Annotated in this window: 20 protein-coding genes and 2 pseudogenes; 11 read left to right on the top strand and 11 right to left on the bottom strand. The window is 72.0% G+C overall.

The genetic code is table 11. The annotated features are described in order from the left end of the window. Positions 1 to 128 precede the first annotated feature (128 nt). A complete protein-coding gene (locus tag AQJ64_RS10435) occupies positions 129 to 818 on the top strand; it encodes a M24 family metallopeptidase (protein WP_055635198.1) in 690 nt (229 codons plus the stop codon). A 28-nt stretch (positions 819 to 846) separates the two neighbouring features. On the opposite strand, the gene AQJ64_RS10430 is transcribed toward AQJ64_RS10435, so the two are convergent. The 3 genes from AQJ64_RS10430 to AQJ64_RS10420 are packed head-to-tail and all read right to left on the bottom strand — an operon-like array spanning position 847 to position 3,007. Further along, the gene (locus AQJ64_RS10430; RefSeq protein WP_055635199.1) at positions 847 to 1,695 is read right to left on the bottom strand and encodes a PaaX family transcriptional regulator; all 849 of its coding nucleotides are present in this window, start codon (positions 1,693 to 1,695) and stop codon (positions 847 to 849) included. A 10-nt stretch (positions 1,696 to 1,705) separates the two neighbouring features. Next, the gene (locus tag AQJ64_RS10425) at positions 1,706 to 2,578 is read right to left on the bottom strand and encodes a fumarylacetoacetate hydrolase family protein (protein ID WP_055635200.1); all 873 of its coding nucleotides are present in this window, start codon (positions 2,576 to 2,578) and stop codon (positions 1,706 to 1,708) included. Between the two features lie 9 nt (positions 2,579 to 2,587). Then, positions 2,588 to 3,007 carry a RidA family protein gene (locus AQJ64_RS10420; protein ID WP_055635201.1) on the bottom strand — a complete coding sequence of 140 codons (420 nt, stop codon included), beginning with the start codon at positions 3,005 to 3,007 and terminating at the stop codon, positions 2,588 to 2,590. A gap of 131 nt (positions 3,008 to 3,138) precedes the next feature. Between AQJ64_RS10420 and AQJ64_RS10415 the strand changes: the two genes are divergently transcribed. Genes AQJ64_RS10415 through AQJ64_RS10400 form a run of 4 tightly spaced genes read left to right on the top strand, consistent with a single transcriptional unit; the run spans position 3,139 to position 8,632 of the window. Then, on the top strand, positions 3,139 to 3,621 hold the full coding sequence (locus AQJ64_RS10415; protein ID WP_055635202.1) for a cupin domain-containing protein: 483 nt from the start codon (positions 3,139 to 3,141) through the stop codon (positions 3,619 to 3,621). After that, entirely contained in the window at positions 3,618 to 4,520 is a 903-nt protein-coding gene (locus tag AQJ64_RS10410; RefSeq protein ID WP_055635203.1) for an acyl-CoA thioesterase, read from the top strand. The genes AQJ64_RS10415 and AQJ64_RS10410 overlap by 4 nt, the downstream gene beginning before the upstream one ends. A 42-nt stretch (positions 4,521 to 4,562) precedes the next feature. Continuing rightward, positions 4,563 to 6,239, top strand: a complete 1,677-nt coding sequence (locus tag AQJ64_RS10405) for an AMP-binding protein (RefSeq protein ID WP_055635204.1) — start codon at positions 4,563 to 4,565, stop codon at positions 6,237 to 6,239. 11 nt (positions 6,240 to 6,250) lie between these two features. Continuing rightward, the gene (locus AQJ64_RS10400; protein ID WP_055635205.1) at positions 6,251 to 8,632 is read left to right on the top strand and encodes a bifunctional salicylyl-CoA 5-hydroxylase/oxidoreductase; all 2,382 of its coding nucleotides are present in this window, start codon (positions 6,251 to 6,253) and stop codon (positions 8,630 to 8,632) included. A 6-nt stretch (positions 8,633 to 8,638) separates the two neighbouring features. Here the strand turns inward: AQJ64_RS10400 and AQJ64_RS45535 are convergent. Beyond that, a pseudogene (locus tag AQJ64_RS45535) lies at positions 8,639 to 8,888 on the bottom strand (amidohydrolase); the annotation flags it as partial. A 320-nt stretch (positions 8,889 to 9,208) separates the two neighbouring features. Here AQJ64_RS45535 and AQJ64_RS47880 point away from each other — a divergent pair. Continuing rightward, positions 9,209 to 11,332, top strand: a complete 2,124-nt coding sequence (locus tag AQJ64_RS47880; protein WP_055635206.1) for an eCIS core domain-containing protein — start codon at positions 9,209 to 9,211, stop codon at positions 11,330 to 11,332. Between the two features lie 85 nt (positions 11,333 to 11,417). On the opposite strand, the gene AQJ64_RS10390 is transcribed toward AQJ64_RS47880, so the two are convergent. Continuing rightward, entirely contained in the window at positions 11,418 to 12,629 is a 1,212-nt protein-coding gene (locus tag AQJ64_RS10390) for a 4-hydroxybenzoate 3-monooxygenase (protein ID WP_059202578.1), read from the bottom strand. A gap of 400 nt (positions 12,630 to 13,029) precedes the next feature. Further along, complete coding sequence (locus AQJ64_RS10385) at positions 13,030 to 13,725, bottom strand: CBS domain-containing protein (RefSeq protein ID WP_055635113.1); 696 nt, start codon at positions 13,723 to 13,725, stop codon at positions 13,030 to 13,032. A 181-nt stretch (positions 13,726 to 13,906) separates the two neighbouring features. Between AQJ64_RS10385 and AQJ64_RS51690 the strand changes: the two genes are divergently transcribed. The 4 genes from AQJ64_RS51690 to AQJ64_RS10370 all read left to right on the top strand — a co-directional run bounded on the left by AQJ64_RS51690 (position 13,907) and on the right by AQJ64_RS10370 (position 17,871). Further along, a complete protein-coding gene (locus AQJ64_RS51690) occupies positions 13,907 to 14,032 on the top strand; it encodes a hypothetical protein (RefSeq protein ID WP_276206672.1) in 126 nt (41 codons plus the stop codon). 152 nt (positions 14,033 to 14,184) lie between these two features. After that, a complete protein-coding gene (pflB, locus tag AQJ64_RS10380; RefSeq protein ID WP_055635112.1) occupies positions 14,185 to 16,446 on the top strand; it encodes a formate C-acetyltransferase in 2,262 nt (753 codons plus the stop codon). A gap of 5 nt (positions 16,447 to 16,451) precedes the next feature. Further along, positions 16,452 to 17,183: a pyruvate formate-lyase-activating protein gene (gene pflA / locus AQJ64_RS10375; protein WP_055635114.1), complete on the top strand. Its 732-nt coding sequence runs from the start codon at positions 16,452 to 16,454 to the stop codon at positions 17,181 to 17,183. A 178-nt stretch (positions 17,184 to 17,361) separates the two neighbouring features. Next, a complete protein-coding gene (locus AQJ64_RS10370; protein WP_055635111.1) occupies positions 17,362 to 17,871 on the top strand; it encodes a DUF2231 domain-containing protein in 510 nt (169 codons plus the stop codon). 38 nt (positions 17,872 to 17,909) lie between these two features. On the opposite strand, the pseudogene AQJ64_RS10365 reads toward AQJ64_RS10370, so the two are convergent. From AQJ64_RS10365 to AQJ64_RS10350, 4 genes and pseudogenes are all read right to left on the bottom strand, one after another. Beyond that, positions 17,910 to 19,440: pseudogene (locus AQJ64_RS10365) on the bottom strand (bifunctional aminoglycoside phosphotransferase/ATP-binding protein). Then, the gene (locus AQJ64_RS10360; protein WP_055635110.1) at positions 19,433 to 20,302 is read right to left on the bottom strand and encodes a universal stress protein; all 870 of its coding nucleotides are present in this window, start codon (positions 20,300 to 20,302) and stop codon (positions 19,433 to 19,435) included. Before AQJ64_RS10360 ends, AQJ64_RS10365 begins: the two are co-directional and overlap by 8 nt. 306 nt (positions 20,303 to 20,608) lie before the next feature. Continuing rightward, the gene (locus tag AQJ64_RS10355; RefSeq protein WP_055635109.1) at positions 20,609 to 21,763 is read right to left on the bottom strand and encodes a permease; all 1,155 of its coding nucleotides are present in this window, start codon (positions 21,761 to 21,763) and stop codon (positions 20,609 to 20,611) included. Positions 21,764 to 21,892: 129 nt separating this feature from the next. Beyond that, positions 21,893 to 22,723 (bottom strand): DUF2182 domain-containing protein, encoded by an 831-nt coding sequence (locus AQJ64_RS10350; protein WP_055635108.1) that lies wholly within the window; start codon positions 22,721 to 22,723, stop codon positions 21,893 to 21,895. 249 nt (positions 22,724 to 22,972) lie between these two features. Here AQJ64_RS10350 and AQJ64_RS10345 point away from each other — a divergent pair, with 249 nt between their 5' ends. Next, the gene (locus tag AQJ64_RS10345) at positions 22,973 to 23,629 is read left to right on the top strand and encodes a DUF1326 domain-containing protein (RefSeq protein ID WP_055635107.1); all 657 of its coding nucleotides are present in this window, start codon (positions 22,973 to 22,975) and stop codon (positions 23,627 to 23,629) included. Positions 23,630 to 23,720: 91 nt separating this feature from the next. Here AQJ64_RS10345 and AQJ64_RS10340 read toward each other — a convergent pair whose 3' ends face one another. Then, complete coding sequence (locus AQJ64_RS10340) at positions 23,721 to 24,941, bottom strand: metallophosphoesterase (protein WP_055635106.1); 1,221 nt, start codon at positions 24,939 to 24,941, stop codon at positions 23,721 to 23,723. Positions 24,942 to 25,140: the final 199 nt, after the last annotated feature.

The following is a 25,140-nucleotide window of genomic DNA, read 5'->3' as shown; positions in this document are numbered from 1 at the left end:
GATCAGCGAACGCCTGGCGGCCGTCGGCGGCTGACCCCGGCGCCGGTCGCCGCACCGGCGGAGGACTGCCGCCGCCGACCGCGGTCCTCGGCGTCGGTCCGAGCATGGTCACTTGTACCCTCCCGGGTATGACGGATGACGAAGCCACCCGCGCGGCGCGCTTGCTGGATGCTCAGGCGAAGGCCGTTCGGCTCTTCGCGGAGATCGAGGAGCGGGCCCTCGTCGTGCCGGGCCAGGGGGAGCGCGCGGTCAGCGACCGCATCCGTGACCTGGCGAACGAGCTGTTCGGCACGACCCGTCACTGGCACAAGCGGATCGTGCGCTCGGGCCCGAACACGCTGAAGCCGTACAAGGAGAACCCGCCGGACCGGCTGATCGGCGCGGACGACATCGTGTTCGCCGACTTCGGGCCGATCTTCGAGGAGTACGAGGCCGACTTCGGCCGGACCTTCGTCCTCGGCGACGACCCGGTCAAGCACCGGCTCCGCGACGACCTGCCGAAGGTCTTCGCGGCCGGCCGCCGTTTCTTCGAGGGCGACCCCGACATCACCGGCAAGCGGCTGTACGCCGAGGTCGAGCGGCTGGCCGCCGAGGCCGGCTGGGAGCTGGGCGGCTGGCACGCCGGCCATCTGGTCGGAGAGTTCCCGCACGAGTGGATCGACGGCGCGGACGTCGAGTCGTACGTCACCCCCGCCAACGACACCCCACTGCGCCGCACCGACAAGGCGGGCCGCCGCTGCCACTGGATCCTGGAGATCCACCTCGTCGACCGCGAACGCGGTTTCGGCGGGTTTTACGAGGAGCTGCTCACGCTCTGAGCGTGAACCGCCGGGCGAGCGAGCGGCCTCAGGCCGTGACCACCGCCGCGGCATGGGCCGCCGCGGCGGGTCTGAGCAGGGCGTCGAGCCGCTCGAACAGCTCGGCCGCGGCCACCCCCTTCCAGTCCCGCGGCAGCAGGTCGAGGGGGAGGCCGGGGTCCCGGTAGGGCAGCCGCCGCCACTGGGTCAGCATCGGCACATAGGTCCGGAACGCCTCCAGGGGCTCCGGCGCGCGCTCCAGCGCCGCGTCGAGGACGGGGCCGTGGCGGCGCAGGAAGTCCGCGTACAGCTCGGTGAGTTCGTCGAGGTCCCACCAGGAGCGGATCTTCTCCCGCGGGTCCCCGAAGGCGAAGTGGTCACCGGTGAACAGGTCCACGTACGCGGACAGCTCCCGGCGTTCCAGGGTGCGCCGCGTCTCGGCCGCCAGGTTCCCGGGCGCGACCCACACCCCCGAGGCCGCCGTGCCGAAGCCGAGCCGGGTCAGGACCGTGCGCAGCTCGTGCCGCTTCTCGCGCTCGGACTCGGGCACGGAGAACACCACCAGCACCCAGCCGTCCGCACGGGAGGCCCGGGTCCGCCGGAAGATGCGCACGTCTCCCTCGGCGAGTGTCTGAAGGGTCGCGTCGGCCGGCGTGTACCCGGCGACCCCCGCCAGGCGCTCGCCGCGCAGCACCTCGCGGCGTTTCATCCGCGAAATCGAGGACCGTACGGCCCGGCTCTCCACCCCGAGGTCCGCCATCAGGGCGATCAGTGACGCGACCGAGAGCCAGTGGCGCCCGTCACGGGCGTAGAGCCCGAACAGGGTGAGGATGAGCGGGGCGTGGCGGGACTCGCGGTCGCCCGCCGGGGCGCTCGCCGAGGTCGTCTGCGCGGTCATTCCCGGCACCCTATGTCAGCCGGGTCCGCGTCACGGTGTTGCGCAGCTCGCCCAGCCCGCTGACCCGGGTGACGACGAGATCGCCGTCCTCCAGGAAGATCTGCGGCTCGCGCGCGTTGCCGATGCCGCTGGGGGTGCCGGTGAGGACCACGTCCCCGGCGCGCAGGGTCATGCCGTGGCTCAGCTCGGCGATGATCCGGGCGAAGGGGAAGGCCATCTGGCCGCTGGTCGCGTTCTGGAGCAGCCGGCCGTTGACCTCGCACTGCACCCGCAGGGCCGTCAGGTCGTCGATCTCGTCGGCCGTGGTCAGCCAGGGGCCGAGCGGCATGGTCGCGTCGATGCTCTTGCCCTTGAGCCACTGGCCGCCGTGGGCGCGCTGGAGGTCGCGCTGGGAGACGTCGTTGGCGACCAGGTAGCCGAAGACGTGGTCCAGCGCCTTCTCCTCGGGGATCGAGCGTCCGTCGCGGCCGATGACGAGGGCGATCTCCGCCTCGTAGTCCCACTGCGCGGAGAGGCCGGGGTCGTAGGCGATGGCGTCGTACGGGCCGATGACGGTGTCGGGGCCCTTGGTGAAGAAGGCCGGGTGCTCGGGCAGGCTCGCGGGGTCCTGGCCCTCGCGCTTGCCGCGTGACTCCTCGAAGTGGTCGAGGTAGTTCCAGCCGGTGCACAGGATGTCGCGGCGGAAGCGGTGCAGCGGCGATTCCAGGCGGACCCGGGACAGCTCCAGGGTCGCGCCGCGCGCCGCGCGGGCCGCGTCGAGGGCCTCGGCGCCGCCGCGCACGATGTCGTCCACGGTGCCGGGCAGCAGGGTGACCGTCTGCTCGGGCTCGTCCACGGCGCCGGCCCGCCGTACGCCGTCCAGGGTGAAGGACGCGAGTCTCATGCCGGCCCCCTACGGCCGCGGGGTGACGAGTCGTTCCTCCGGGATCACCGCGACCCCGAGGATCTCGATCACCGCCTCGGGCTGCCAGAGCGCGGTGCAGCCGATGCCGGCCATCGCGGGGTAGACCGGTCCGGCGAGCTCGCGCCAGACCTTGCCGATCTCCTTGCCGTGCGCCTGGTAGTCGGGGATGTCGGTGAGGTACAGCGTCACGCTGACCAGGTCCCCGGGCTCGCCGCCCGCCGCCCGCAGGGTGGTGAGCAGATTCCCGAACGCCTGCCGGAACTGCTCCACGACACCGCCCGGAACGATCTTCATATCGGCGTCCAGTGCGGTCTGTCCGCCCAGGTACAGCGTGTTCCCCGCCAGCGTGCCGTGCGCGTAGCCGCTGGGCTGAGGGAGGGAGTCCGGATTGACGGGGACGGGGGGCATACGGCCTCCGGAGCGTCGGGTGCTGGCAGGGTCCACGATCGGACCGATGTATTGACTTTAATTGACGACGGTGAAAAATACGAGACATCGGATCCCGGACCCGACCGCCCCGACCGAACGGAGCCCATGTCATGGAGCCCGACCTCAGCAAGTACCGGCTGGAGGGCGACAACGCGATGTACCGCCTGCCCAGCGGCATCGTCGCCCCCGTCGTCACCCGCGGCGGACTGGAGAACGCGGACACCGCCGACTCGGGCGGCGCCGTCCGGGTCTCCGGCGTGAGCATCCAGCACACCCCCGCCACCCGTCTGTGGTTCGGAAAGGTCAGCAACGAGCCCGGCTACCGCTCCGTCTCCCACCACCACGGCGAGGCCGAGACCGGCGGCTACGTCCTGTCCGGCCGGGCCCGGATCTACTTCGGCGAGAAGTTCGAGGACTACGTCGACATGGAGGAGGGCGACTGGGTCTTCGTGCCGCCCTTCATGCCGCACGTCGAGTGCAACCTCTCCCGCACCAAGCCCCTGACCTGGATGACGACCCGCACCCCGGAGAACATCGTCGTCAACCTGCCCGACATCGCCGACGCCGAGCTGCGCGACTGGCTCGACCGATGACCGGCCCGGCACCGACCTCGGCCGTCTTCACCGCCGCCGTCACCCTGAAGCCCGCCGAGCCCGAGCACTTCGACCTCGCCTTCACCGCCGTCACCCAGCCCTGCCCCTGGCCCAAGGCCTACGGCGGCGACCTGGTCGCCCAGGCGGCCGCGGCCGCCATGCGGTCGGTCGCCGACGGCAAGTCGCTGCACTCGATGCACAGTTACTTCCTGCGCCCGGCCGACATCGGGGCCGAGGTCCGCTACGAGGTGGAGGTGCTGCGCGACGGCCGCGGCTACAGCACCCGCCAGGTGCGCGGCCACCAGAACGGCAAGCCGCTCTACGTCTGCCTCGCCAACTTCGCGACGGGCGAGGCCGGTTCGGCCTTCCACGCCACCCTCGCCGAGGAGGTGCCCGGCCCCGAGGGCCTGCCCACCTCGGCCGAGTACCTCGCCCGGCACGCCGACACGCCCCTGTCCGAGGACGTCAGGACCTACTGGTCCGGCGGCCGCGGCTTCGACATGCGGCACGTCCCGGGCCCGGTCTACCTCACCGTCGAAGGAGACCGCCTGCCGCACCAGGCGGTCTGGATCAGGCCGTACGACCCGCTGCGCCCCGTCGACGGACTCACCGACGCCCAACGGGACCTGGCCGCCCTCGCGTACGTCTGCGACTACACGATCCTCGAACCCGTCCTGCGGGTCCTCGACCTGCCCTGGTCGCAGCCCGGGCTGGTCACCGCGAGCCTCGACCACGCCATGTGGTTCCACCGCCCGGCACCGATGGGCGACTGGCTCCTCTACGTCCAGGAAGCGGCCGCCGCCGACGCGGGCCGCGGTCTCGGCACGGGCCGCTTCTTCACCCGCGACCACCGCCACCTGGCCACCGTCGTCCAGGAGGGCCTGATCCGCCCCGCCTGACCCGCCCCGTGACCGGGCGGGATCCCGGAAGGAACACGTCCGTTGACCCCTCCCTTCCCACCTCCCAGACCCCGCGCTCTCGCGCCCTCGGCGCACGTCGACACCTTCACCCGCGACCATCTGCCGCCCGCGCACCAGTGGCCGGCGATCGAGTTCACCACGCCGGAACTGGCCTACCCGGACCGCCTCAACGCGGCGACCGAGCTGATCGACGTCCCCGTCGCGCGGTACGGCCCCGACCGCCCGGCGCTGCGCACCCCCGCCGGAGACCTGTGGACGTACGGCGAGCTGCGCACCCGCGCCAACCAGGTCGCCCAGGTCCTCACCGAGGACCTCGGCCTGATACCGGGCGGGCGCGTCCTGCTCCGCTCGCCCAACACCCCCTGGACGGTGGCCTGCTGGCTCGGCGTCCTCAAGGCCGGCGGAGTCGTCGTCACCACCATGGCCGCCCTGCGCGTCCGCGAACTCGCCCCGGTCGCCGAACGCACCCGGCCCTGCGTCGCCCTGGTCGACCACCGGTTCGCCGAGGACGTCCACACCCTGCGCGACACCGTGCTGCCCTCGCTGACCGTCGTGGAGTACGGCGGCACCGGCCCCGAGGACCTCCTCGCCCGGACCGCCGCCAAGTCCGGCGAGTTCACCGACGTGGACACCGCCGCCGACGACGTGGCGCTGCTCGGCCCGACGTCCGGATCCACCGGCGTCCCCAAGATCACCATGCACTTCCACCGGGACATCCTGTCCATCGACAACACCTTCGGCCGCCACACCCTCGGCCTGGTCCCCGACGACCTGGTCGCCTGCACCGCCCCCCTGGCCTTCACCTTCGGCCTCGGCATGCTGGTCGTCTTCCCGCTGCGGGCCGGCGCCTGCGCCCTGCTCACCGAGTCCGCCACCCCGCTCCAGCTCGCCGACCTCGTGCACCGGCACGGCGTCACCGTCCTCGCGACCGCGCCCACCGCCTACCGGGCCATCCTGCGCGAAGGAGCGGAGAGCGGACTGACCGGACTGCGGGTCGGCGTCTCGGCGGGCGAGCACATCCCCCGCTCCACCTGGGACGACCTGCACAGCCGCATCGGGCTGAAGGTGGTCGACGGCATCGGCGCCACCGAACTGCTGCACATCTTCATCTCCGCCGCCGGCGACGACATCCGCCCCGGCGCCACCGGCCGCGCGGTCCCCGGCTACCGCGCCGCCGTCCTCGACGTGGACGGCACGGAACTCGGCCCCGGCGAACCGGGCCGACTCGGTGTGATCGGCCCCGTCGGCTGCCGCTACCTCGACGACCCCCGCCAGCGTGACTACGTCCTGAACGGCTGGAACATCACCGGGGACGTCTTCCACCGGGACGAGGACGGCTACTTCCACTACCACGCCCGCAGCGACAGCATGATCGTCTCCTCCGGCTACAACATCGGCGGCCCCGAGGTGGAAGCCGCCATCGACACCCACCCGGACGTCGTCGAATCGGCGGTCGTGGCCCGGCCCGATCCCGAACGCGGCTCGGTCGTCTGCGCGTTCGTCGTGCTGCGGGACGGCGTCAAGGGCGACGAGACGAAGGCCAAGGAGATCCAGGACCACGTCAAACAGGTCCTCGCGCCCTACAAGTACCCGCGTGACGTGCGCTTCCACGGCGCCCTGCCGCGCAACACCAGCGGAAAACTCCAGCGGTTCGCACTCCGCAGGATCGTCGAGGCCGAACAGGCCGGCGGGCAGTGAGAGGAACTCCCTTGAAAATCGCGATCATCGGCGGTGGCCCGGGAGGTCTCTACCTCGCGGCCCTGATGAAACAGCTCGATCCCGCCCACGACATCACCGTCTGGGAACGCAACGCCCCCGACGACACCTTCGGCTTCGGCGTCGTCTTCTCCGACGAGACCCTCGGCGGCATCGGGAACGCCGACACCGACATCGCCGAGGCCATGTCCCGCCGCTTCGCCCGCTGGACCGACATCGACATCCACTACCGGGGCGAGACCCACACCATCGGCGGCCAGGGCTTCGCCGCCATGAGCCGCAAGGAGCTCCTCCGCCTCCTCCAGGACCGCTGCCGCGCCCTCGGCGTCACCCTGCACTTCTCGACCCCCGCCCCCGACACCGCCCACCTGTGCGCCTCGCACGACCTGGTGGTGGGCGCCGACGGCGTCAACTCCGCCGTACGGGCCGCCCACGCGGACGTCTTCCGCCCCTCCCTGGACCGCCGCCCCAACAAGTACATGTGGCTCGGCACGGACCGGGTCTTCGAAGCCTTCCAGTTCTTCGTCGAGCAGACGGAGTGGGGCGTCATGCAGGTCCACGGCTACCCCTACTCCGCCACCGGCTCCACCTTCATCGTCGAGATGCACGAGGACGTCTGGCGGCGGGCCGGCTTCGACGCCACCGAGGACGTCGTCTTCCCACCGGGCGTCTCCGACGACGCGTCGGTGGCCCGCGTCCGGGAGGTGTTCGTCGGCGCCCTCGACGGCCACCAGGTGTTCGCCAACAACTCCAAGTGGCTGAACTTCACGACCGTGCGCAACGAACGCTGGCACCACGGCAATCTGGTCCTGATCGGCGACGCCGCCCACACCGCGCACTTCTCCATCGGCTCGGGCACCAAGCTGGCCATGGAGGACGCCCTCGCCCTCGCCGCCTGCCTGCACGAACACCCGCACACCGAGGCCGCGTTGACGGCGTACGAGACCGAACGGCGCCCCGTCGTGGAGTCCACCCAGCGGGCCGCGCAGGCGTCCCTGGAGTGGTTCGAGAACATCGGCATGTACGTCCACCAGGAGCCCACCCAGTTCTGCTTCAACCTCCTCACCCGCTCCCGCCGCATCACCTACGACAATCTGCGCACCCGGGACCAGGAGTTCGCCGACCGGGTGGACACCGCCTTCGCCCGGGCACAGGGGCTCGACGGCACCGCACCGGCGATGTTCCAGCCCTACCGGCTGGGGCAGTTGGAGCTGAAGAACCGGGTCGTCGTGTCCCCGATGGACATGTACTCCGCCGTGGACGGTGTGCCCGGCGACTTCCATCTCGTCCACCTCGGCTCCAAGGCGATGGGCGGGGCCGGACTGGTGATGACGGAGATGGTCTGCGTCTCGCCCGAGGCCCGCATCACCCCCGGCTGCACCGGCCTGTGGAACGACGAACAGCGTGCGTCCTGGGCGCGGATCGTGTCGTACGTCCACGAGCGCAGCACCGCCCGTATCGGCCTCCAGCTCGGCCACTCCGGACGCAAGGGCTCGACCCGGCTGATGTGGGAGGGCATGGACGACCCGTTGCCCGAGGGCAACTGGGAGACGGTCGGGCCGTCCCCGCTGCCGTACGGCGAGGGCTCGCCCGTGCCGCGCGAGCTGACCCGCGCCGACCTGGACCGGATCCTCGAGGACTTCACCGCCGCCGCCCACCGGGGCGCCGAGGCGGGCTTCGACCTGCTCGAACTCCACTGCGCCCACGGCTACTTGCTGTCCTCCTTCCTCTCGCCGGTCGCCAACCGCCGCACCGACGAGTACGGCGGCCCGCTGGAGAACCGGCTGCGCTTCCCGCTGGAGGTCTTCGACGCCGTGCGCGCGGCATGGCCGGCCGGGCGCCCGGTGATCGTGCGCATCTCCGCCAGCGACTGGGTGCCCGACGGCACCACCGAGCACGACGCCGTGGAGATCGCCCGCGCCTTCATCGCGCACGGCGCGGACGCCATCGACGTCTCCTCCGGCCAGGTCACCAAGGACGAGCGGCCCGCCTTCGGCCGCTCCTACCAGACCCCGTTCGCCGACCGCATCCGGCACGAGGTCGCCGCCGCCACCGGTACGGCCGTCATCGCCGTCGGCGCCATCGCCTCCTACGACGACGTCAACTCCCTCCTGCTCGCGGGCCGCGCCGACCTGTGCGCCGTGGGACGCACCCATCTGTACGACCCGCACTGGACGCTGCACGCGGCCGCCGAGCAGGAGTACCGGGGGCCGGGAGCAGAGTGGCCGCTGCCGTTCGCCGCGGGCCGCCGCAGGCCGCCGGCCTCGCGCACCGACGCCGTACGCCCCCGGCTGTCGCTGCTCCGCTCCGACTCCGCCGACCGGAGCGTCCATCTGCGCTGGATCCCGTCGCGCGAACCGGCCCCGGTCTCCTGAGCCGGATCAGGCGTCGGGGGCCGCGTGGACCCGCTCACCGGCCACGAGGGTCTGAAGGACCCGGGTGCTCGCGATCTCCTCGGGCGGCCCCGCGAACGGGTCCCGGTCCAGGACGACGAGGTCGGAACTCGGGGGTGCCCTCGGGGGCGTCGGGGGAGACCCGGTTGACGGCGACATGGACGGCCTGGAGCGGGTCGGGGCTGCTGACCGGCCAGTCGCTGCCCGCGGCGAGCGTCGCCCCCGCCCGCAGCAGATCAGCGCCGTAGCCCCGCCGGTTCACATGAGCCCGCGGCGGCCGGTCTTCCCGGAGTTCGGCACCGCACCGCCGGTGCTCCGCCCTGGAAGCCGCGCGGCAGCGCCTGCCCGGTGCCCGGTAGGCCGAACCGGCGCTTCTCCGGCAGCCGGCCGCCCAGGGGTGCCGCGCCGGCTCCTCCGGGCCGCGGTCGAAGGTCGTGGCTGCGACGGCCGCGGGCCGGTCGTCCACGTGGGTGCCCTCATGGCTGCCCTCCTGGTCCTTTCGGAGGTGCGGTCCGGGAGGTAAGGATGAGAGGTCGTGGTCATGTGGGAGGGAGCCCGGTGCGCGCGCAGGAGCAGGGGAGCGGCAAGGTCCGTACGACGGGCTCCGCGCGCCGTACGGACGTACCGCCCGGGCCCGGCGCCACACTGCTGGCGCTCCAGCGCCTGGCGGGCAACGCTGCGGTGGCCCAGGCCGTCGAGGAGCAGCGGCACACGCACGACGCCCAGTGCGGTCACGGCCCCGCGGTGCAGCGCTCGGCCGTGCACGAGGTCCTGCGGTCGGCGGGCCGGCCGCTGGAGACCCCGCTGCGCACGGAGATGGAGGCGCGCCTCGGCGCCGGCTTCGCCGACGTACGGGTGCACACCGACGGCGCCGCCCAGCGCTCGGCGGCGGAGATCGGGGCCCGCGCCTACACGTCCGGCAACCATGTGGTGATCGGCGCGGGCGGGGCCGACCGGCACACCCTCGCGCACGAGCTGACCCATGTGATCCAGCAGCGGCGTGGCCCGGTCGCGGGTACCGACACGGGCGACGGAACGCGGTTGTCCGACCCGTCCGACCGTTTCGAGCAGGAGGCCGAGGCCACGGCCCGGCGGGTGATGAGCGGCCCGCCGCGCGGCGAGGCGGTCGACGCACCCGCCGGTCCCGGCGGGCAGGCTTCCGGACGGCCCGTGGTGCAGCGGGTGCTGACGCTGGGCGCCAAGGCCAGGGAGGCCGACGGCGAGCAGGACGCGGAGACCACCTACGACAGGATCCGCCTCGCCGTGCAGAGCACCCCGCTGGGCGATGCCTGGGAGGACCGGGAGACCAGGCCCGCCATCATCCGGGTGCTCGACGAGTGGATGGCCGCGCCGAAGCAGACCAACCCGCAGGCGAACGGCTCCCCTCGCCCCGAGGGCGCCAAGGACGCCCTGTGGCGCCACTACAAGACGCCCGAGGAAGCCGCTTCCGCCGTCCTGCACCGGGTCAGGGCGCTTCCCGTCGCCGATGTCGAGCAGCAGATCGCCCAGTCGGTCGTGCTGGACGAGAGGATCCGCCAGAAACTCGCCGAGTTCATCGAGACCCGCCTCTCCCCGTGGCTCGCGGAGCGGCGCGCCGAGAGCGAGCAACTGGCCGGGCAGCTCGACTCCACGACGGCACAACTGGCCGCCCTGGGGCGCCTGTACCTCCCCTTCGTCGAGTACGGCGAGAAGACGCTCGCCGGCATCCTCGCCGAGCCCCAACCCGAGAGGTTCGCCACGCTCATCAGCGCCGTCCACGACGTCGCCGAGATCCTCTACAAGATCGAGGGGATGCAGAACCACGTCGAGGTGACGCAGGAGGAGTTCAAGGGGTACGTCCTCAAGGGCCAGGAGAACCCCTCCGCCGAGGTGAACCTGCCCGGCTGGACCCTCGACGGCGTCGGCCCGGGGACCGGCCCCGAGCTCGAGCGGCAGCCGGTGGACCAGACCTTCCGCGGCGACAAGGCCACCCCCAACCAGAGGAACCCGCAGGTCGACACGGCGGGCCGGCTCGGCTACCCGGTCTCGCTCGGCCCCTCGCGGACCACCGGCAAGCTCATGAAGCTGGCCCATGTCACCGGCGCGGACGCGCAGATGAAGGAGAGCATCGCCTACGCGCTGATGGCGCTGTGGTACACGGACTACCGCCGGGACCTCACCGACATCCACCGCTACCACTTCGTCATGGATATGGCGGCCAACTTCGGTGTCCCGTACAACCCCTACCGGGCGCCGCGCAACCCGGTGACCGGCACCGACTACACGGATCTGATCCGGCGGACCCTGGACCGCTACCGTACGCACCAGCAGACGGAGGCGGCCGAGTACTGGAAGAACGAAGGCGAACGCGCCTTCAAGAGCCTGCCTCAGGCGGGCCCGTCCACGTCCGCGGCCGTCAACGTCCTGCCCCCAGCGGCGGAGCCGGTGTGGGCGCGGCACCCGATCGCGCTGGCCATCATGACCAGACTCCACGGGCAGTCGCCCCTCGCGTTCGACCGGGGGGCCGACAACGCGGACCTCGCCGCGAAGCTGGAGCTCACGCCGGACCAGCTGGAGGAGGGCATGGCCGTCCTGAAGGCGAAGGAGACGGCCCCCAAGCCCCTCGTGCAGATCAACGGGCAGGGGCTCGTCCTCACCGCTCTGGGCAAGTCGCTGGCCAGGAAGTACTTCAAGAACCAGTAGCCCGCTCGTCGTCAGGGAGCCCCGATGAGGCGCTCCGGCACCGGCGGTGTCGGCGACGACCACGGGGCAGGTGCCGGTGCGGGGCTCAGGCCGGGTCCAGCCCGGTCATCAGTTCCGCGAAGGCCTGCGCGGCCGTCGGGGAGGTGAAGAGCCGGTCGAGGCGGGAGCGGGCCAGTTGGCGCAGGAACGGGCCGGAGTCGGTGTCGTCGCCGGCGTCGTGGACCGTCCGGGTCAGCCAGTGGGAGAACTCCTGGTCGTTCCAGACACGCCGCAGGCAGCGCTGCGAGTAGGTGCGCAGCCCGGTGTCGTCCTGGTCGCGGACATGGTCCCGAACCGCACGGACGAAGAGGTCGGCGTCGTACAGGGCGAGGTTCATGCCCTTGCCGCCCATGGGGGACACGATGTGGGCGGCGTCCCCGACGAGGAACAGCCGGCCGTACCGCATCGGGTCGTGGACGAGGCTGCGCAGCCGGAAGGTCTCGCGGTCGGTGATCGGGCCCGCGACGAGGGCGGGGTCGGCGAGCCTGGTGCGCAGCGCGTCCCAGACGCGGTCGTCGGGCCAGGCGTCGGGGTGGTCGTCGGGCGGGCACTGGAGGTAGTAGCGGCTGCTGTGCGGTCCGCGGGGAAAGTGTGCGGCGAAGCCCTGTGAGCTGACGGCGAGCAGGGGGTGGGCGGGGGGCGGGGCATCGGCGAGGACGGTGAGCCAGCCGATGCCGTGGTCGTGGGTGTGCGCGGTGAGGACGCCGTCGGGGACGGCGGTGCGGGTGACGCCGTGATCACCGTCGCAGCCGGCGACGAAGTCGCAGGTGATCGTGTGCAGGGTGCCGTCGGCGGAGCGGTAGCGGACGGTCGGGCGGTCGCCGGTCAGGTCGTGCAGGGAGACGTCGGCCGCCTCGTGGCGCAGGTCGCCGCCGTCGGCGAGACAGGCGGCGGTGAGCTTCTGGACCAGGACCTGCTGGGGACACAGCCGCGCCCCGGGGCCCTCGGAGCCGTCGCGGTCGTCGACGAGGTGGCTCTCGCCGTCCACCCTGAACTCCAGGATGCCGTCGTGCGGCGGGCCGCCCAGCACCAGGTCGGCCAGCCCCCAGGACGCGAACATCCGGACGGCACGGCTCTCGACGATGCCGGCCCGCTGCCGCTGCGCGACGTACTCGCGGCTGCGGCGCTCCAGGACGACACAGTCGATGCCGCATCTGCGCAGCAGCGTGGCCACGGTCAGCCCGGCCGGACCCGCACCGATCACCACGACGGTCGTGGACTCCGGCGCCTCGCGCAACTCCCGCTGATCTGCCGCCACTTGGCACCTCCGCGTCCAGCGTAGCCGAGCACACCCGACGCCGGGGCGGCCCGCTTCGCGCGCCCTCCACACCGGTGAACGGCACACACGTTCTCCTGCGCCGGCACCTCGCCCGGATCGGACCGATGCCCGCGGGGCCGGCCGTCCAGGCCCAGGCCCAAGCCCTAGGGGGCCCCGCTCGGCGACCGCGGCGGGCCGGGGAGCACGGTCCCGCGCCTGCGGCGGGACGGTGTTGCCAGGGATGCGTCGGGGTTCATGCGCCCATGGGACACGGAGGCCGGTTGCGGTGGCGTATGCGATTTCCGATACGCCCGCGATACCCGTCACAGGATGCCGTCGGTGGAGGCGCGCATCGCCTCGTGGACCGGGGCGTCGACGACCCTCGACGAGCGGGGAGGCGTCAAGGGGAACCGAGGCTCTCGGTGTCCGCCGCGGGCGTGTCCCCCGGCGCTGTGCCGCGGGAGAGGTCGAAGTCCACGTCCACGACACCCTCGACGGCGCGGACCAGTCTCGCCGCCACCGGTACCAGTGAGGTGTCCCGGACCTGGCCGACGAGCCTCACCACGCCGTCGCGCACGGCTACCCGCACGCTGGAGCCCGGCAGGGGGAACAGGTAGGACACGACCTCGCGCCGTACCTCCTCGGCGATCTCCTCATCGGCGCGGAGGAAGACCTTGAGCAGGTCGGCACGGCTGACGACCCCTTGGAGCATGCCCACGGCATCGACCACCGGGAGCCGCTTGACCTTCGCCCGGGCCATGGTCCGGGCGGCCTGGGCCAGTGTGGCGTCCGCGCGGACGGTGAGCGCGGGGGAGGTCATGAGTTCCTCCGCGCTCACGGCGCCGGCCTTGGCCAGGTCCTTCAGGCGCCGCAGTTGCGTGTACCGGTCCGGGTCGCTGTCGCGGAACTCCTCCTTGGGCAGCAGATCCGCCTCCGAGACGACCCCGACGACGCGGCCCTCGCCCTCGATCACGGGCAGGGCGCTGACCTTCCAGTCCTGCATCATCCGCACGATGTCCTTGAACGCCGCCTTGCGGCCGACCGCGGCGACCGTGTGGGTCATGACATCGCTGACGATGTGCGGGGTGCCGTGCATGGCCACTCCTTCGAGGTTCGTCCGGTGACTGGGCGGTGGGGCCGAGGGGCGTGAAGAGCCAGGACCAGCGTGTGCCCACGGTCCCGCGACGACCATGGGTCGTCCGGTCCGAAGCCGGGGCCACTCGGCACCGGCGGGCACGAGGAGCACGAGGAGCACGAGGAGCACGAGGAGCACAGCCATGCGCATCGTCGTCGCCCTCGGCGGCAACGCCCTGCTGCACCGCGGTGAACGCGTCCACGGACTGCTCGACATCGGGACCCTGGACGCGGCGTACGAGATCGTGCGCGGCCGCTCGGGCGCCTGACCGCCGGCGGCGGGCGGCGGGCGGCGGCGGACCGTCCGGCCCGGTGGCCGAGGGCCGGACGGCCCGGGTGAAGGCGCTGTCCGGCACTCCCCGTGGCGATCGCGGTCGACGAGCATCGAAGCGCAGGACACGGACCGAGGAGAGGAACGGCGATGACCGCGACCGTGACAGCCGCTGAACGGGTCACCCCGGCCGCCTGGAGAGGCTTCGCCGGGGCCCGCTGGCGCGAGCTGATCGACGTGCGTGACTTCATCCAGGCCAACTACACGCCGTACGAGGGTGACGCGTCCTTCCTGACCGGCCCGACGGACCGTACGCGCGCCGTCTGGGAGAAGGTCGCCTCGCTGTTCCCCGAGGAGCGGGCGCGGGGCATCCTCGATGTGGACGCCACGACCCCCTCGACCATCACCTCGCACGCGCCCGGCTGGATCGACCGGGACCGTGAACTGATCGTCGGCCTCCAGACGGACGCCCCGCTCAAGCGCGCGATCATGCCGAACGGCGGCCTGCGCATGGTGGAGAACGGCCTGAAGGCGTACGGCTACGAACCCGACCCGTTCGTGACGAAGGTCTTCGGCACCTACCGCAAGACCCACAACGACGGTGTCTTCGACGCCTACACGCCCGAGATGCGCACCGCCCGCAAGGTCGGCATCATCACCGGACTGCCGGACGCCTACGGCCGGGGCCGGATCATCGGCGACTACCGGCGGGTGGCCCTGTACGGCACCGACCGGCTGATCGGGGCCAAGCGGGCCGAGCGCGCCCGGCTGGACGCCGAGCCGTCGACCGAGCAGGTGATCCGCGACCGCGAGGAACTCGCCGAACAGATCAACGCGCTGGGCGAACTGACCCGTATGGCGGCGTCCTACGGCTGTGACGTCTCCCGCCCCGCGGCCGGCGCGCACGAGGCGGTGCAGTGGCTCTACCTCGGCTACCTCGCCGCCGTGAAGGAACAGAACGGCGCCGCGATGTCGCTGGGCCGCACCTCGACCTTCCTCGACGTCTACCTCCAGCGCGACCTGGACGAGGGGACCATCGACGAGACCCGCGCCCAGGAGCTGATCGACGACTTCGTGATCAAGCTGCGGATCGTGCGCTTCCTGCGCACCCCCGAGTACGACGCCCTGTTCTCCGGCGACCCCACCTGGGTCACCGAGTCGATCGGCGGCATCGGCACGGACGGCCGCCCCCTGGTCACCCGCACCTCCTTCCGCTTCCTGCAGACCCTCCACAACCTCGGCCCCGCCCCCGAACCCAACCTCACCGTGCTCTGGTCGCCCCGACTGCCCGCGGGCTTCAAGGAGTTCTGCGCCCAGGTCTCCATCGACTCAAGCGCCGTCCAGTACGAGTCCGACGAACTGCTGCGCCCCCGCAACGGCGACGACACCGCGATCGCCTGCTGCGTCTCCGCCATGGCGGTGGGCAAGGAGATGCAGTTCTTCGGCGCCAGGGTCAACCTGGCGAAGGCGCTGCTGTACGCCGTCAACGGCGGCCGGGACGAGATGACCGGCGACCAGGTCACCCCCGCGATGCCTCCGCTGACCGGCGAGTACCTGGACTACGAGGAGCTCGCGGCGGCCTACGACCGCGTACTGGACTGGCTGGCCGAGACATACGTCAACACGCTCAACGTCATCCACTACATGCACGACAAGTACGCCTACGAACGCCTGGAGATGGCGTTGCACGACCACCCCGTGCACCGCTTCATGGCCTGCGGCATCGCGGGGCTGTCGGTCGCGGCGGACAGCCTGTCGGCCGTGAAGCACGCGCGGGTCAAGGTGTTCCGGGACGCGACCGGGCTCGCCGTCGACTTCCGTACCGAGGGCGACTTCCCGGCCTACGGCAACAACGACGACCGCGCCGACGCCATCGCCGTCGGCCTGGTGGAGTCCTTCATGGCCAAGGTCCGCCGGCACCCCACCTACCGGGACGCCGAACACACCCAGTCCGTGCTGACGATCACCTCGAACGTCGTCTACGGCAAGCACACCGGCAACACCCCCGACGGACGCCGGTCCGGACAGCCCTTCGCCCCGGGTGCCAACCCGATGAACGGCCGGGACCGGCACGGGGTGGCCGCCTCCGCGCTGTCGGTCGCCAAGCTGCCGTACGAACAGGCCCGGGACGGCATCTCGCTCACCACGACGATCACCCCGGAGGGACTGGGGCACGACCCGGCCGAGCGGGCCGGCCACCTGGTCGGCATCCTCGACGCCTATATGTCGGCCGGCGGCTTCCACATGAACGTCAACGTCCTGGACCGGGCCGTGCTGGAGGACGCCATGGAGCACCCGGAGAAGTACCCGGAGCTGACGATCCGGGTCTCCGGATACGCCGTCAACTTCGTCCGGCTGACCCGTGAGCAGCAGCTCGACGTCATCAGCCGCACCTTCCACGGATCGCTGTGAGCACGATGACGGCGACCGGCCGGATCCACTCCTGGGACCTGTCCACCGGCGTGGACGGTCCCGGGACCCGGTTCGTCCTCTTCGTCAGCGGCTGCCCCCTGCGCTGCCTGTACTGCGCCAACCCCGACACCTGGCACATGCGCGACGGCCGGGAGACCACGGTGGACGAGGTGATGGCGGAGATCGAGAAGTACCGCGCCTTCCTCACCACGGCCGGGGGAGGGGTGACGATCACCGGCGGCGAGCCCCTGCTCCAGTCCGCCTTCACCGGCGAGATCCTGCGGCGCTGCAAGGCGGCCGGGCTGCACACCGCCCTCGACACCTCCGGCTTCCTCGGCGCCCGCGCCGACGACGCGCTCCTCGCCGAAACCGACCTGGTCCTGCTGGACATCAAGTCCTTCGACATCGGCACCTACCGGAAGCTGACCGGCGGCGCACTCGCCCCCACCCTGAACTTCGCCACCCGCCTGGACCGGCTCGGCGTCCCCGTGCGGATCCGCTACGTCCTCGTCCCCGGCTGGACCGACGACGAGACGGCCGTGGACGGCCTGGGCGCCTTCCTCGCGGGCCTGAGCACCGTGGAGCGGGTCGACGTCCTGCCGTTCCACAAGCTCGGCGCCCACAAGTACGACGCCCTCGGCATCCCCTTCCCGCTGAAGGACACCCCGACGCCGGACCGGGACCTCGTCGAGCGGGTCCGTGAACAGTTCCGGCACCACGGACTGCGAGCGGTGTGAGCCACGGCCGGCCACGTCGTGGGCGGTCCCTCCCGCGCGGCCTCGCCCGCGCCGCGCGATGCGGTCGTCAACTGCCGGGACCAGCCGCGTGGTTCTCAGAGGAAGCTGAGAGGTTCCTGTGCCAGTCTGACGCGCCCGATCGACACAGTGGGTGCCCACATCTCTGGAGGAGTCGCCGATGAGCCTGGTCAACGGCCTGCCCGCACACATACTGCTCGTGCACTTCGTTGTCGTCCTCGTTCCCCTGACCGCGTTGGCACTCGTGGTCGGTGTGATCTGGCCCAAGGCGGCACAGCGCATGGGCGTCGTGCTGCCCCTGCTCGCCCTGGTCACCCTCGTGAGCGTTCCGCTCACCGCGGAGGCCGGCGAATGGCTGGAGGGACACGTCGACGGCAACGCGCTGGTGCGCCGGCACGCCGAGCTGGGCGATGGCCTGCTCCCCTGGGCCGGGGGCCTGTTCGTCCTGGCCGCCCTCGTCTGGTGGGCGTCGGGCCGTACCGCCGCGTCCGGGGCCGCGGGCCGCACGCGGCGGCCCGCCGCACCGGTGCGCGTCGCGGCTGCGGTGCTGTCCCTCGTGGTGGCCGCGGGAGCCGTCGTGGACGTCTACCGCATCGGCGACTCGGGGGCGAAGGCCGCGTGGCACGACGGCTTCTCCAAGACGGCGTCGGGCGGCGGGGGCGACGACTGACTCACCCCGAGAGGGCAGGCGGTTTCCCGGTTGCCCGTCTAGTCCGGTTCCATGTAGGGGCGGCGGAAGACCGGTGCCTGGCCGGTGCCCCATGGTCGTACGGCGGCCAGCGCCCGCGAGACGGCGGATTCCAGCGGCCCGCTCGTGTCGACGGTGACGGCCTCGGGCCATGGCGGCTCCCTCGCCGCCATGGCGGCGGCGATGTCGAGGTCGGCGTCGGAGGCCCCGGGGGCCCGCGTGCTCAGACGGGCCGCGGAGATCTCGTCGGGAACCCGGCAGTGCAGGGCGATCAGATCGGCGTCGGCGCCTTCGGCCACACGGTGCGCCGCCGTACGCTGCTCCGCCGTGGACCAGGTGGCGTCCAGCACGACGGACTCGCCGGACGCCAGCAGGGCCGCCGCGCGGTCGAGCAGGGCGGCATAGGTCCGCCGTCCACTCGGGGGTGTACAGCCCCTCCCCGTAACCGGCCGCCGCCGACCGCTCCGGGGGAATGCCCGCCAGTTCCTTGCGGAGGCGGTCGCTGCTGAGGAGCGTGGCCTCCAGCCGGTCGGCGAGCGCACCGGAGAGCGTGGACTTCCCGCTGCCGGGCAGTCCGCCGACGAGTGTCAGTCCGACGGCGGAGGTGCGCAGGTGGCGCAAGGCCGTCGAGACCAGCCGCCGCGACGCCGGCTCCGCTCCCGGCGCTCCCTGCCGCGCCTGGATGAGTGACACCTTGGCCCGGACGAACGCGCGGTAGGCGACGTAGTGGTGCCACAGGGACGCAGGAGCGGGGTCGCCCGAGTACTCGCTGTAGGCGGCGAGGAAGGAGGCCGCCGCCTCAGGCGCGCCGAGCTGTTCCAGGTCCATGGCGAGGAAGGCGGCGTCGTCCAGACCGTCGACGTACCGCAGACGGTCGTCGAACTCCAGGCAGTCCAGGACGCGGGGTCCGTCGTCGAGGCAGAAGACGTCCTCGGCGAGCAGGTCGCCGTGGCCGTCGACCACGCGCCGCTGCTCGATCCGCGCATCGAACAGCCGCTCGCGCCCGGCGAGGTAGCGGCGCACGAGCCGCTCGACCTCGGGCACGCCGTCGGGCACGCCGTCGGGCACGGAGCCCTCGCCGGTCAGCGCGCGGATCTGGGCGAAGCTCGCCTCCCAGCGCGATGACAGCGCGTCCCGGGTTCCCTGTTCGTCCACGTCCCGGCCTCGGGGCGCCTCGGCGTGCCACGCGGCGAGCCGCCGGGCCACGGCCCGCAGGACGTCGTCGAGCGCCGCGCCCGTACGCACCAGCCGGGACAGGCGTCGGTCCGCCGGCATGCGGCGCATCACCACGAGGGGTTCCGGTGCCTCGGCGTCAGGGCTGGAGACCTCGCCCAGCCCCAGGTAGACGTCCGGCGCGAAGCGGCGGTTGACGGCGACCTCGCGTTCGCACGCCGATCGGCGCGCCGCCCGCTCGGTGTAGTCGAGGAAACCCAGGTTCACGGGCTTCTTGACCTTGTAGGCGCGGTTCCCGGCGAAGAACAGGATCGCGGTGTGGGTCTCGCACACCTCCGCCCGCGGCGGCTGGGGGGCGAGGGGACCGGGCTCAGTCATGGGGAACGACGGCGACGGGGCAGCGTCCGTGATGGAGGGCGGCCTGGGCGATCGGCCCCAGGTGGTGTCCCCTGCCGTGCCGGTGCGCGCGTCGGCCCACGACCAGCAACCCCGCTCCCTGCGCCGCCTGCACGACGGCCTTGGCCGGGCTCGCGAGTCGGATGCTGTCGTCCACTTCCACCTGCGGGTACTTCTCGTGCCAGGGGCGGAGTGTCTTGCTCAGCTCCTTGTGCGCGTCCTTCGTCATCTCCTCGGTGACGGCGTGGTCCGCACCCCAGGGTGTGTGCGCGTGGAGCGGCAGGCTGCGGCCGTGGACGGCCAGGAGGGGAACGCCCCGGGCCGCGGCGGAGTGGAACGCGAAGTCGAGCAACTCGTCGCTGGGCGCGTGCAGTTTCAGCGCCACGACCACCGGGCCCCCGGGTGCGGAGGTCCGTGCCTCGTCCGCCGGCTCCGCGCGGACCAGGACGACGGGCCTCCCGGCCCGTGCCACGACCGGCAAGCTGACATCGCCCATGAAGTAGCTCTCGACCGCCTCCAGCCCCCGGGAGCCGAGCACGAGCATCTCGGACTCCGCGGCCGCCTTGATCAGGGCCTCCTGAGCGTCCTCGGGGACCAGGTTCCCGATGACGGACAGCCCTGGATGCCGGGCCTGCAACTCGGCCTGCGCGGTGTGGACCAGGCGTTTCGCCCAGTAGTTCTGGTCGACTTCCGAGGCGACCCGGGGCGGTTCCGGCGCCAGCAGCGGCCACGCGTGCAGCAGTCGCAGGGTGAGCCTGCGCCGCTCGGCCTCGTCGGCCGCCCAGCGGGCGGCGGCGAGGCTCTCGGGTGAACCGTCGAGGCCCACGGTGATGACAGGTTGCATGGCGGCGGCCTCCGTCTCGTACGAAGCTGGATACGACGGTGAGCGAGTCCCGTGGCGCACCTGGTGCGACATCGTCGTCGACATGCCGGGTCCGCGGCGTTCTGTCCCTTCGAGAAGTACCTCAATTCCCTCCGCGGCGCATGTGGACCCGACAGGACTCCGGCGAGTCCCGACGGGGACAGTGAGGGCGGGGCGCCGCTTCGTACGACAAGGTCATGTACGTCTCCCCGACCGCGCCCATCGTGCTCGGCCAGTCCGCCACGGTGGCCGCGAACCTCGTCGGCGGCGCATACGACTACCGCGAGATCATCTCCCCGTGGTTCCAGTGCCGTCGGGCGCCTCGCCCATCATCCGCAGCATGGCCGGGCCCCCGGTGCGCCAGAACCGTACGAGCAGGGCCGCGGCCAGCAGCAGGAAGGCGATGTTGAGCCAGGTGGTGTAGTTCCAGGTGATCCCTTCCTCGGGGATCCTCGCGTCCGCCTGGTCGGGGACCAGACCCAGTCCACCGAAGACGAACTCGACGGCATACCCGGCGACCGCCATCGCCGCGAAGAAGGTGACCAGGAGGAACACGGCCATCCGGATGCCGTAGTACTTCCGGTAGATGTTGAGGATCGGGAGGATCAGCAGGTCGGCGTAGATGAAGGCGATCACGCCGCCGAAGCTGATCCCGCCCTTCCACAGCACTACGGCCAGTGGCACGTTGCCGATGGAGCAGACGAACGTCGCGATCGCCACCAGCGGTCCGACGAGCGGCCCGATCAGCTTGGCGGCGAGCGGATGGTCCGCCAGGAAGAACGTCTGCCAGAACTCGTCCGGCACCCAGGCGGCGATCGCCCCCGCGATCAGGAGTCCGGCCACCAGGTCACGCAGGATCGCCGCCCACTCCATGACGAAGATGTGCGAGACGGACGTGAAGCCGTCCCGCGAGAACAGCCTGCGCGCGAAGCCGCCCTCGCCCCGCAAGGACATGTCCATCGCCGCATGGCCCTCCATCGATCCCGCCACGCCGCGTTCGGCCTGTTCCCGGGCCTGGCGCAGCAGCCGCTCGCGCAGGAGGATCCGGAACAGCGCGGCGAGTACGACGATCATGACCGGGCCGCCGACGAACTCCGCGGCCGTGAACTGCCAGCCCATCAACAGGGCCAGGATCACGCCGAGTTCGATCACCAGGTTGGTGGAGGCGATCTCGAAGGCCATCGCCGCCGTGAAGTCCGCGCCCTTGCGGAAGAGGGAGCGCGCGAGGGCCACGGCCGCGTAGGAGCAGGAGGACGAGGCCGCGCCGAGCCCGGCGGACACGGCGAGGGTGCGTGGCCGGTCGTCACCGAGCAGCCGTACGACCGTGGAGCGGCGCACCACGGCCTGCACGACGGCGGAGAGCGTGAAGCCGAGGATCAGCGCCCAGGTGACCTCCCAGGTCATCGACCCGGCAATGGACAACGCGTGCCCGATCGCCTCCATGGACCCACCCCTTCCCGAGGTGTCTCTGGTGTCGGCCGAAACCCTACCCCCAGGGGGTATTGCCCAGGGGGTCCTCGGCGTGCCCGCGCTTGAGGGGGAAGGGACTCACCAGGACTGATCGACAGCCAGTCAGGGCGCCGCACCCAGCATCTGGTCCATCGACGGACCCGACATCTGCAGACCCGGCAGCAGCCAGTCCTGGAACGGGGCGAGCACGGCCAGGACGAGGAGGGCGACACCCACCGCCCAGCTGAGCCAGGGGCCGCCCCGCCACAGCTTCTCCAGGAAGATCACCGCCGCCAGTCCCGCCATCGCCGCCACGTTCATCACGCCGAGCGGGATCAGGACGATCATCAGCCCCCAGCAGCAGCCGACGCAGTAGAGCCCGTGGTGCGCGCCCACCCGCAGATCCTTCGCCCACGGCCGGAACCGCGCGTACCGCATCAGCTGGAACATCGGGCTGCGGCAGTGCCGCAGACAGACCCGCTTCAGCGGCCCGAACTGCTGGACTCCCGCCAGCAGGAACGCGCCCGCGCCGATCCAGCGCCCCGACTCGGGGTGCGCGTCGACCAGGTGCCCCGTCGCCGCCAGGGCCCCGTACACCAGCAGTCCGAAGCCGGCCCAGGCCAGCAGATAGCCGCCGACGAATTCGGTGAGGCGCAGCGCGCGGACGCGGCCCGCGGTACCGCGGTTGATCGCCTGTACCCAGGTGAGAGCCACGGGTGCCAGCGACGGCAGCATCATCGCCGCCATCATGACCACCCACAGGAGCAGGAAGAGCGGGAGCGCCAGACCCATGGTGCCCGGCTCCGTCCCCATGTCACGGGACTGCGCGGCCGTGAGCACCCACGCCAGAACGGCGAGCAGGGTCAGGAGAAGCCAGCCGAGGGCCAGATCACGCCTCGGCAGCAGGACCCCGGGCCGGGTGGGCTCCGGCGGGGCGAGCCGGAGATGCGGCACGGCATGCCTCCCAAGGACCCCCGCCGCTTCGGTGACCGCGATGAGCACTTTCGAGGACATCTCCAGCAGATCACAGAATCGACGGCCTCAAAAGCCGGAGGACCGGGACCCGGGCGGCGTACGCGTGCCGGCGTCCCCATCAGCGCCTCCCGGCTCCCCTTGCCCGCCTCCGATGGCCGCTTCGCTTTCGCGCCGGCGAGGAGCACCCTGGAAGTGACGCCGCTCCGTATAGCGGAGAGGAGGAGCGAGATGGCTGAGCAGACCACCAGCAGCCCGCCCTGGCACGTGGTCGGCGACTGGTTCGACACCTGCAACTGCGCCATACCCTGCCCGTGCACATTCGCCCAGCCCCCGTCCGAGGGCGATTGCGAGGGCGTGCTGGCCTGGCACATCCGCGAGGGACGGTTCGGGGATGTCCGGCTCGACGATCTGAACGTCCTGATGCTCGGGTCCTTCACCGGCAACGTGTGGACCGGCGAGCACACGGACCCGTATGCCGCCGTCTTCGTCGACGAGCGCGCCGACGACCAGCAGCGCGCCGCACTCGGCGCGATCTTCGGCGGGGAGGCCGGCGGCTGGCCACAGCAGTTCGTCGAGGTCTTCGGACCCGAGATACGCGGCATGGACGTCGCTCCGATCACCGTCGAGGTGGACGAGGACCTGGGGGCGTGGCGCGCTGAGATTCCCGGCCGGGTGACCGCCCGCGCCGAGGCCCTCACCGGTCCCACCACGGCCGAGGGGGCACGGGTCCAGGTCCACAACGCCCCCGGTGCCGAGGTCGGCCCGGGACAGATCGCCACCTGGGGCCGGTCCACCGCCGATCAGGCCGACGCCTTCGGCTTCAGCTGGAGCCGCAGCGGCAGGTCCAGCAAGTACTTCCCCTTCGACTGGAGCGGCCCCGACTGACATGGTCACGCTGGACGATCATCGGGACCGGCCACCGATTCCTGGCCCGCGAGCACGGCGAAGCGCAGTGGCTGGGGCGGCCCGCGCACTGCTACGGCGAGGCGGGCGGGTGCGGGGAGCGGAGGACGAGCAGGGTGATCTCGCTGGGGGCGAAGACGCGGAACGGCGGGCCCCAGAAGCCGGTGCCGCGGCTGGTGTAGAGGAGGGTGCGGGGGCCGTGGTGGGTGAGACCGGCGAGGGCGGGCTGGTCGATGCGGACGAGATGGTGGAAGGGCCAGATCTGGCCGCCGTGGGTGTGGCCGGAGAGCTGGAGGTCGATGCCGGCGGCTGCTGCCCGGTCGATGAACTTGGGCTGGTGGGCCAGGAGCAGGACGGGTAGGTCGGGGTCCGTGCCGTTCAGGGCTCCGGCGAGGTGGGCGCGGTGGCCTGCCAGGCCGGAGGACTCGGCGGTGACGTCGTCCACGCCGGCGACCACGAGGGTGTCGCCTCCGCGTTCGAGCAGCAGATGGCGGTTGCGCAGCGGCTCCCAGCCCAGCTCGTCCATCAGGTCGACCCAGCCCTGGGCCTCGCTGTAGTACTCGTGGTTGCCGGTGACGTAGACCCGGGCCCGGGTCGCCTGCACCGTTCCGAGTGGGGCGGCCTGGGCGCGGCGGCGTTCGGCCGTGCCGTCCGCGATGTCGCCGGTGTGGCAGACCAGGTCGGCTTCCAGGGTGTTCACGGTCTCGCACACCCGTGCCGACCAGCGCGCGCGATCGAGGGGACCGTAGTGGGTGTCGGTGATGAGGACGACGCGGAGGCCGTCCAACCCGGCACCCAGCCGTGGGAGTCGCACGTCGAGCCGGCGTACCCGTGGCACGCGGCGGGCCTCGGCGTACCCCCAGGTGAGCAGTACGGCGGTGGTGCCGAGGACGGCCCACGTGACGATTCGGGCCCGGTCCTGGCCCGCGCCGACGCCGGCCACGGCCAGGGCGATCCGCAGCAGGACGCCGAGCAGAACGGACCAGGTGAACAGGACCCAGCTGGTGCCCAGCAGGGTGTCACCGAAGATCGCCGCCCGGTCCTGCTGGCGCCGGCCGTGGCCGCGCACCATCGCGAGCGGCATACCGACGAGACCGAGGGCGAACAGGGCGGTGCCGGCGAGGGTGACGGGCAGCGGCCAGTGCTGGCCGGTGTACAGGAGCACCCAGCAGGGGACGGTCCACAGCAGCACGGGGGCGACCAGGGGGATGTAGCGCATCAGGCGGCTCAGTCGGCTCCGCCGCGGCGCTTGCGCTTCGCTGTCGACGGGTCGGGTGTCGCTGGTGTCGGTCACGCTTCCCCTCCCTGACCGGGCTGCCTTCTCGCGCACTGTATCCGGTCGCCCTCGGGCCGGCCGCACCGGCGTTCATGAGCGCGGCCCCCCTGGGGCGAAGGGGTCTCTACGGGATGGCGCACCGGGACGGACCGGCCGTCCGACGCCCGAATCCTCGACCGGCTGCTGCCGGACACGCAACGGACCGTGGTGGAGGGAC

Origin of the sequence: Streptomyces griseoruber, assembly GCF_001514205.1 — a bacterium.
GTDB classification, from domain to species: domain Bacteria; phylum Actinomycetota; class Actinomycetes; order Streptomycetales; family Streptomycetaceae; genus Streptomyces; species Streptomyces griseoruber.
This window is presented reverse-complemented; position numbering and strand designations above follow the sequence as displayed.

Bases quoted from the DNA above. Each gene is read 5' to 3' on its own strand.
- AQJ64_RS10435 (WP_055635198.1), top strand. From the start codon at position 129: ATGACGGATGACGAAGCCACCCGCGCGGCGCGCTTGCTGGATGCTCAG.
- AQJ64_RS10430 (WP_055635199.1), bottom strand. From the start codon at position 1,695: ATGACCGCGCAGACGACCTCGGCGAGCGCCCCGGCGGGCGACCGCGAG.
- AQJ64_RS10425 (WP_055635200.1), bottom strand. From the start codon at position 2,578: ATGAGACTCGCGTCCTTCACCCTGGACGGCGTACGGCGGGCCGGCGCC.
- AQJ64_RS10420 (WP_055635201.1), bottom strand. From the start codon at position 3,007: ATGCCCCCCGTCCCCGTCAATCCGGACTCCCTCCCTCAGCCCAGCGGC.
- AQJ64_RS10415 (WP_055635202.1), top strand. From the start codon at position 3,139: ATGGAGCCCGACCTCAGCAAGTACCGGCTGGAGGGCGACAACGCGATG.
- AQJ64_RS10410 (WP_055635203.1), top strand. From the start codon at position 3,618: ATGACCGGCCCGGCACCGACCTCGGCCGTCTTCACCGCCGCCGTCACC.
- AQJ64_RS10385 (WP_055635113.1), bottom strand. From the start codon at position 13,725: ATGCACGGCACCCCGCACATCGTCAGCGATGTCATGACCCACACGGTC.
- AQJ64_RS51690 (WP_276206672.1), top strand. From the start codon at position 13,907: ATGCGCATCGTCGTCGCCCTCGGCGGCAACGCCCTGCTGCACCGCGGT.
- pflB (WP_055635112.1), top strand. From the start codon at position 14,185: ATGACCGCGACCGTGACAGCCGCTGAACGGGTCACCCCGGCCGCCTGG.
- pflA (WP_055635114.1), top strand. From the start codon at position 16,452: ATGACGGCGACCGGCCGGATCCACTCCTGGGACCTGTCCACCGGCGTG.
- AQJ64_RS10370 (WP_055635111.1), top strand. From the start codon at position 17,362: ATGAGCCTGGTCAACGGCCTGCCCGCACACATACTGCTCGTGCACTTC.
- AQJ64_RS10360 (WP_055635110.1), bottom strand. From the start codon at position 20,302: ATGCAACCTGTCATCACCGTGGGCCTCGACGGTTCACCCGAGAGCCTC.
- AQJ64_RS10355 (WP_055635109.1), bottom strand. From the start codon at position 21,763: ATGGAGGCGATCGGGCACGCGTTGTCCATTGCCGGGTCGATGACCTGG.
- AQJ64_RS10345 (WP_055635107.1), top strand. From the start codon at position 22,973: ATGGCTGAGCAGACCACCAGCAGCCCGCCCTGGCACGTGGTCGGCGAC.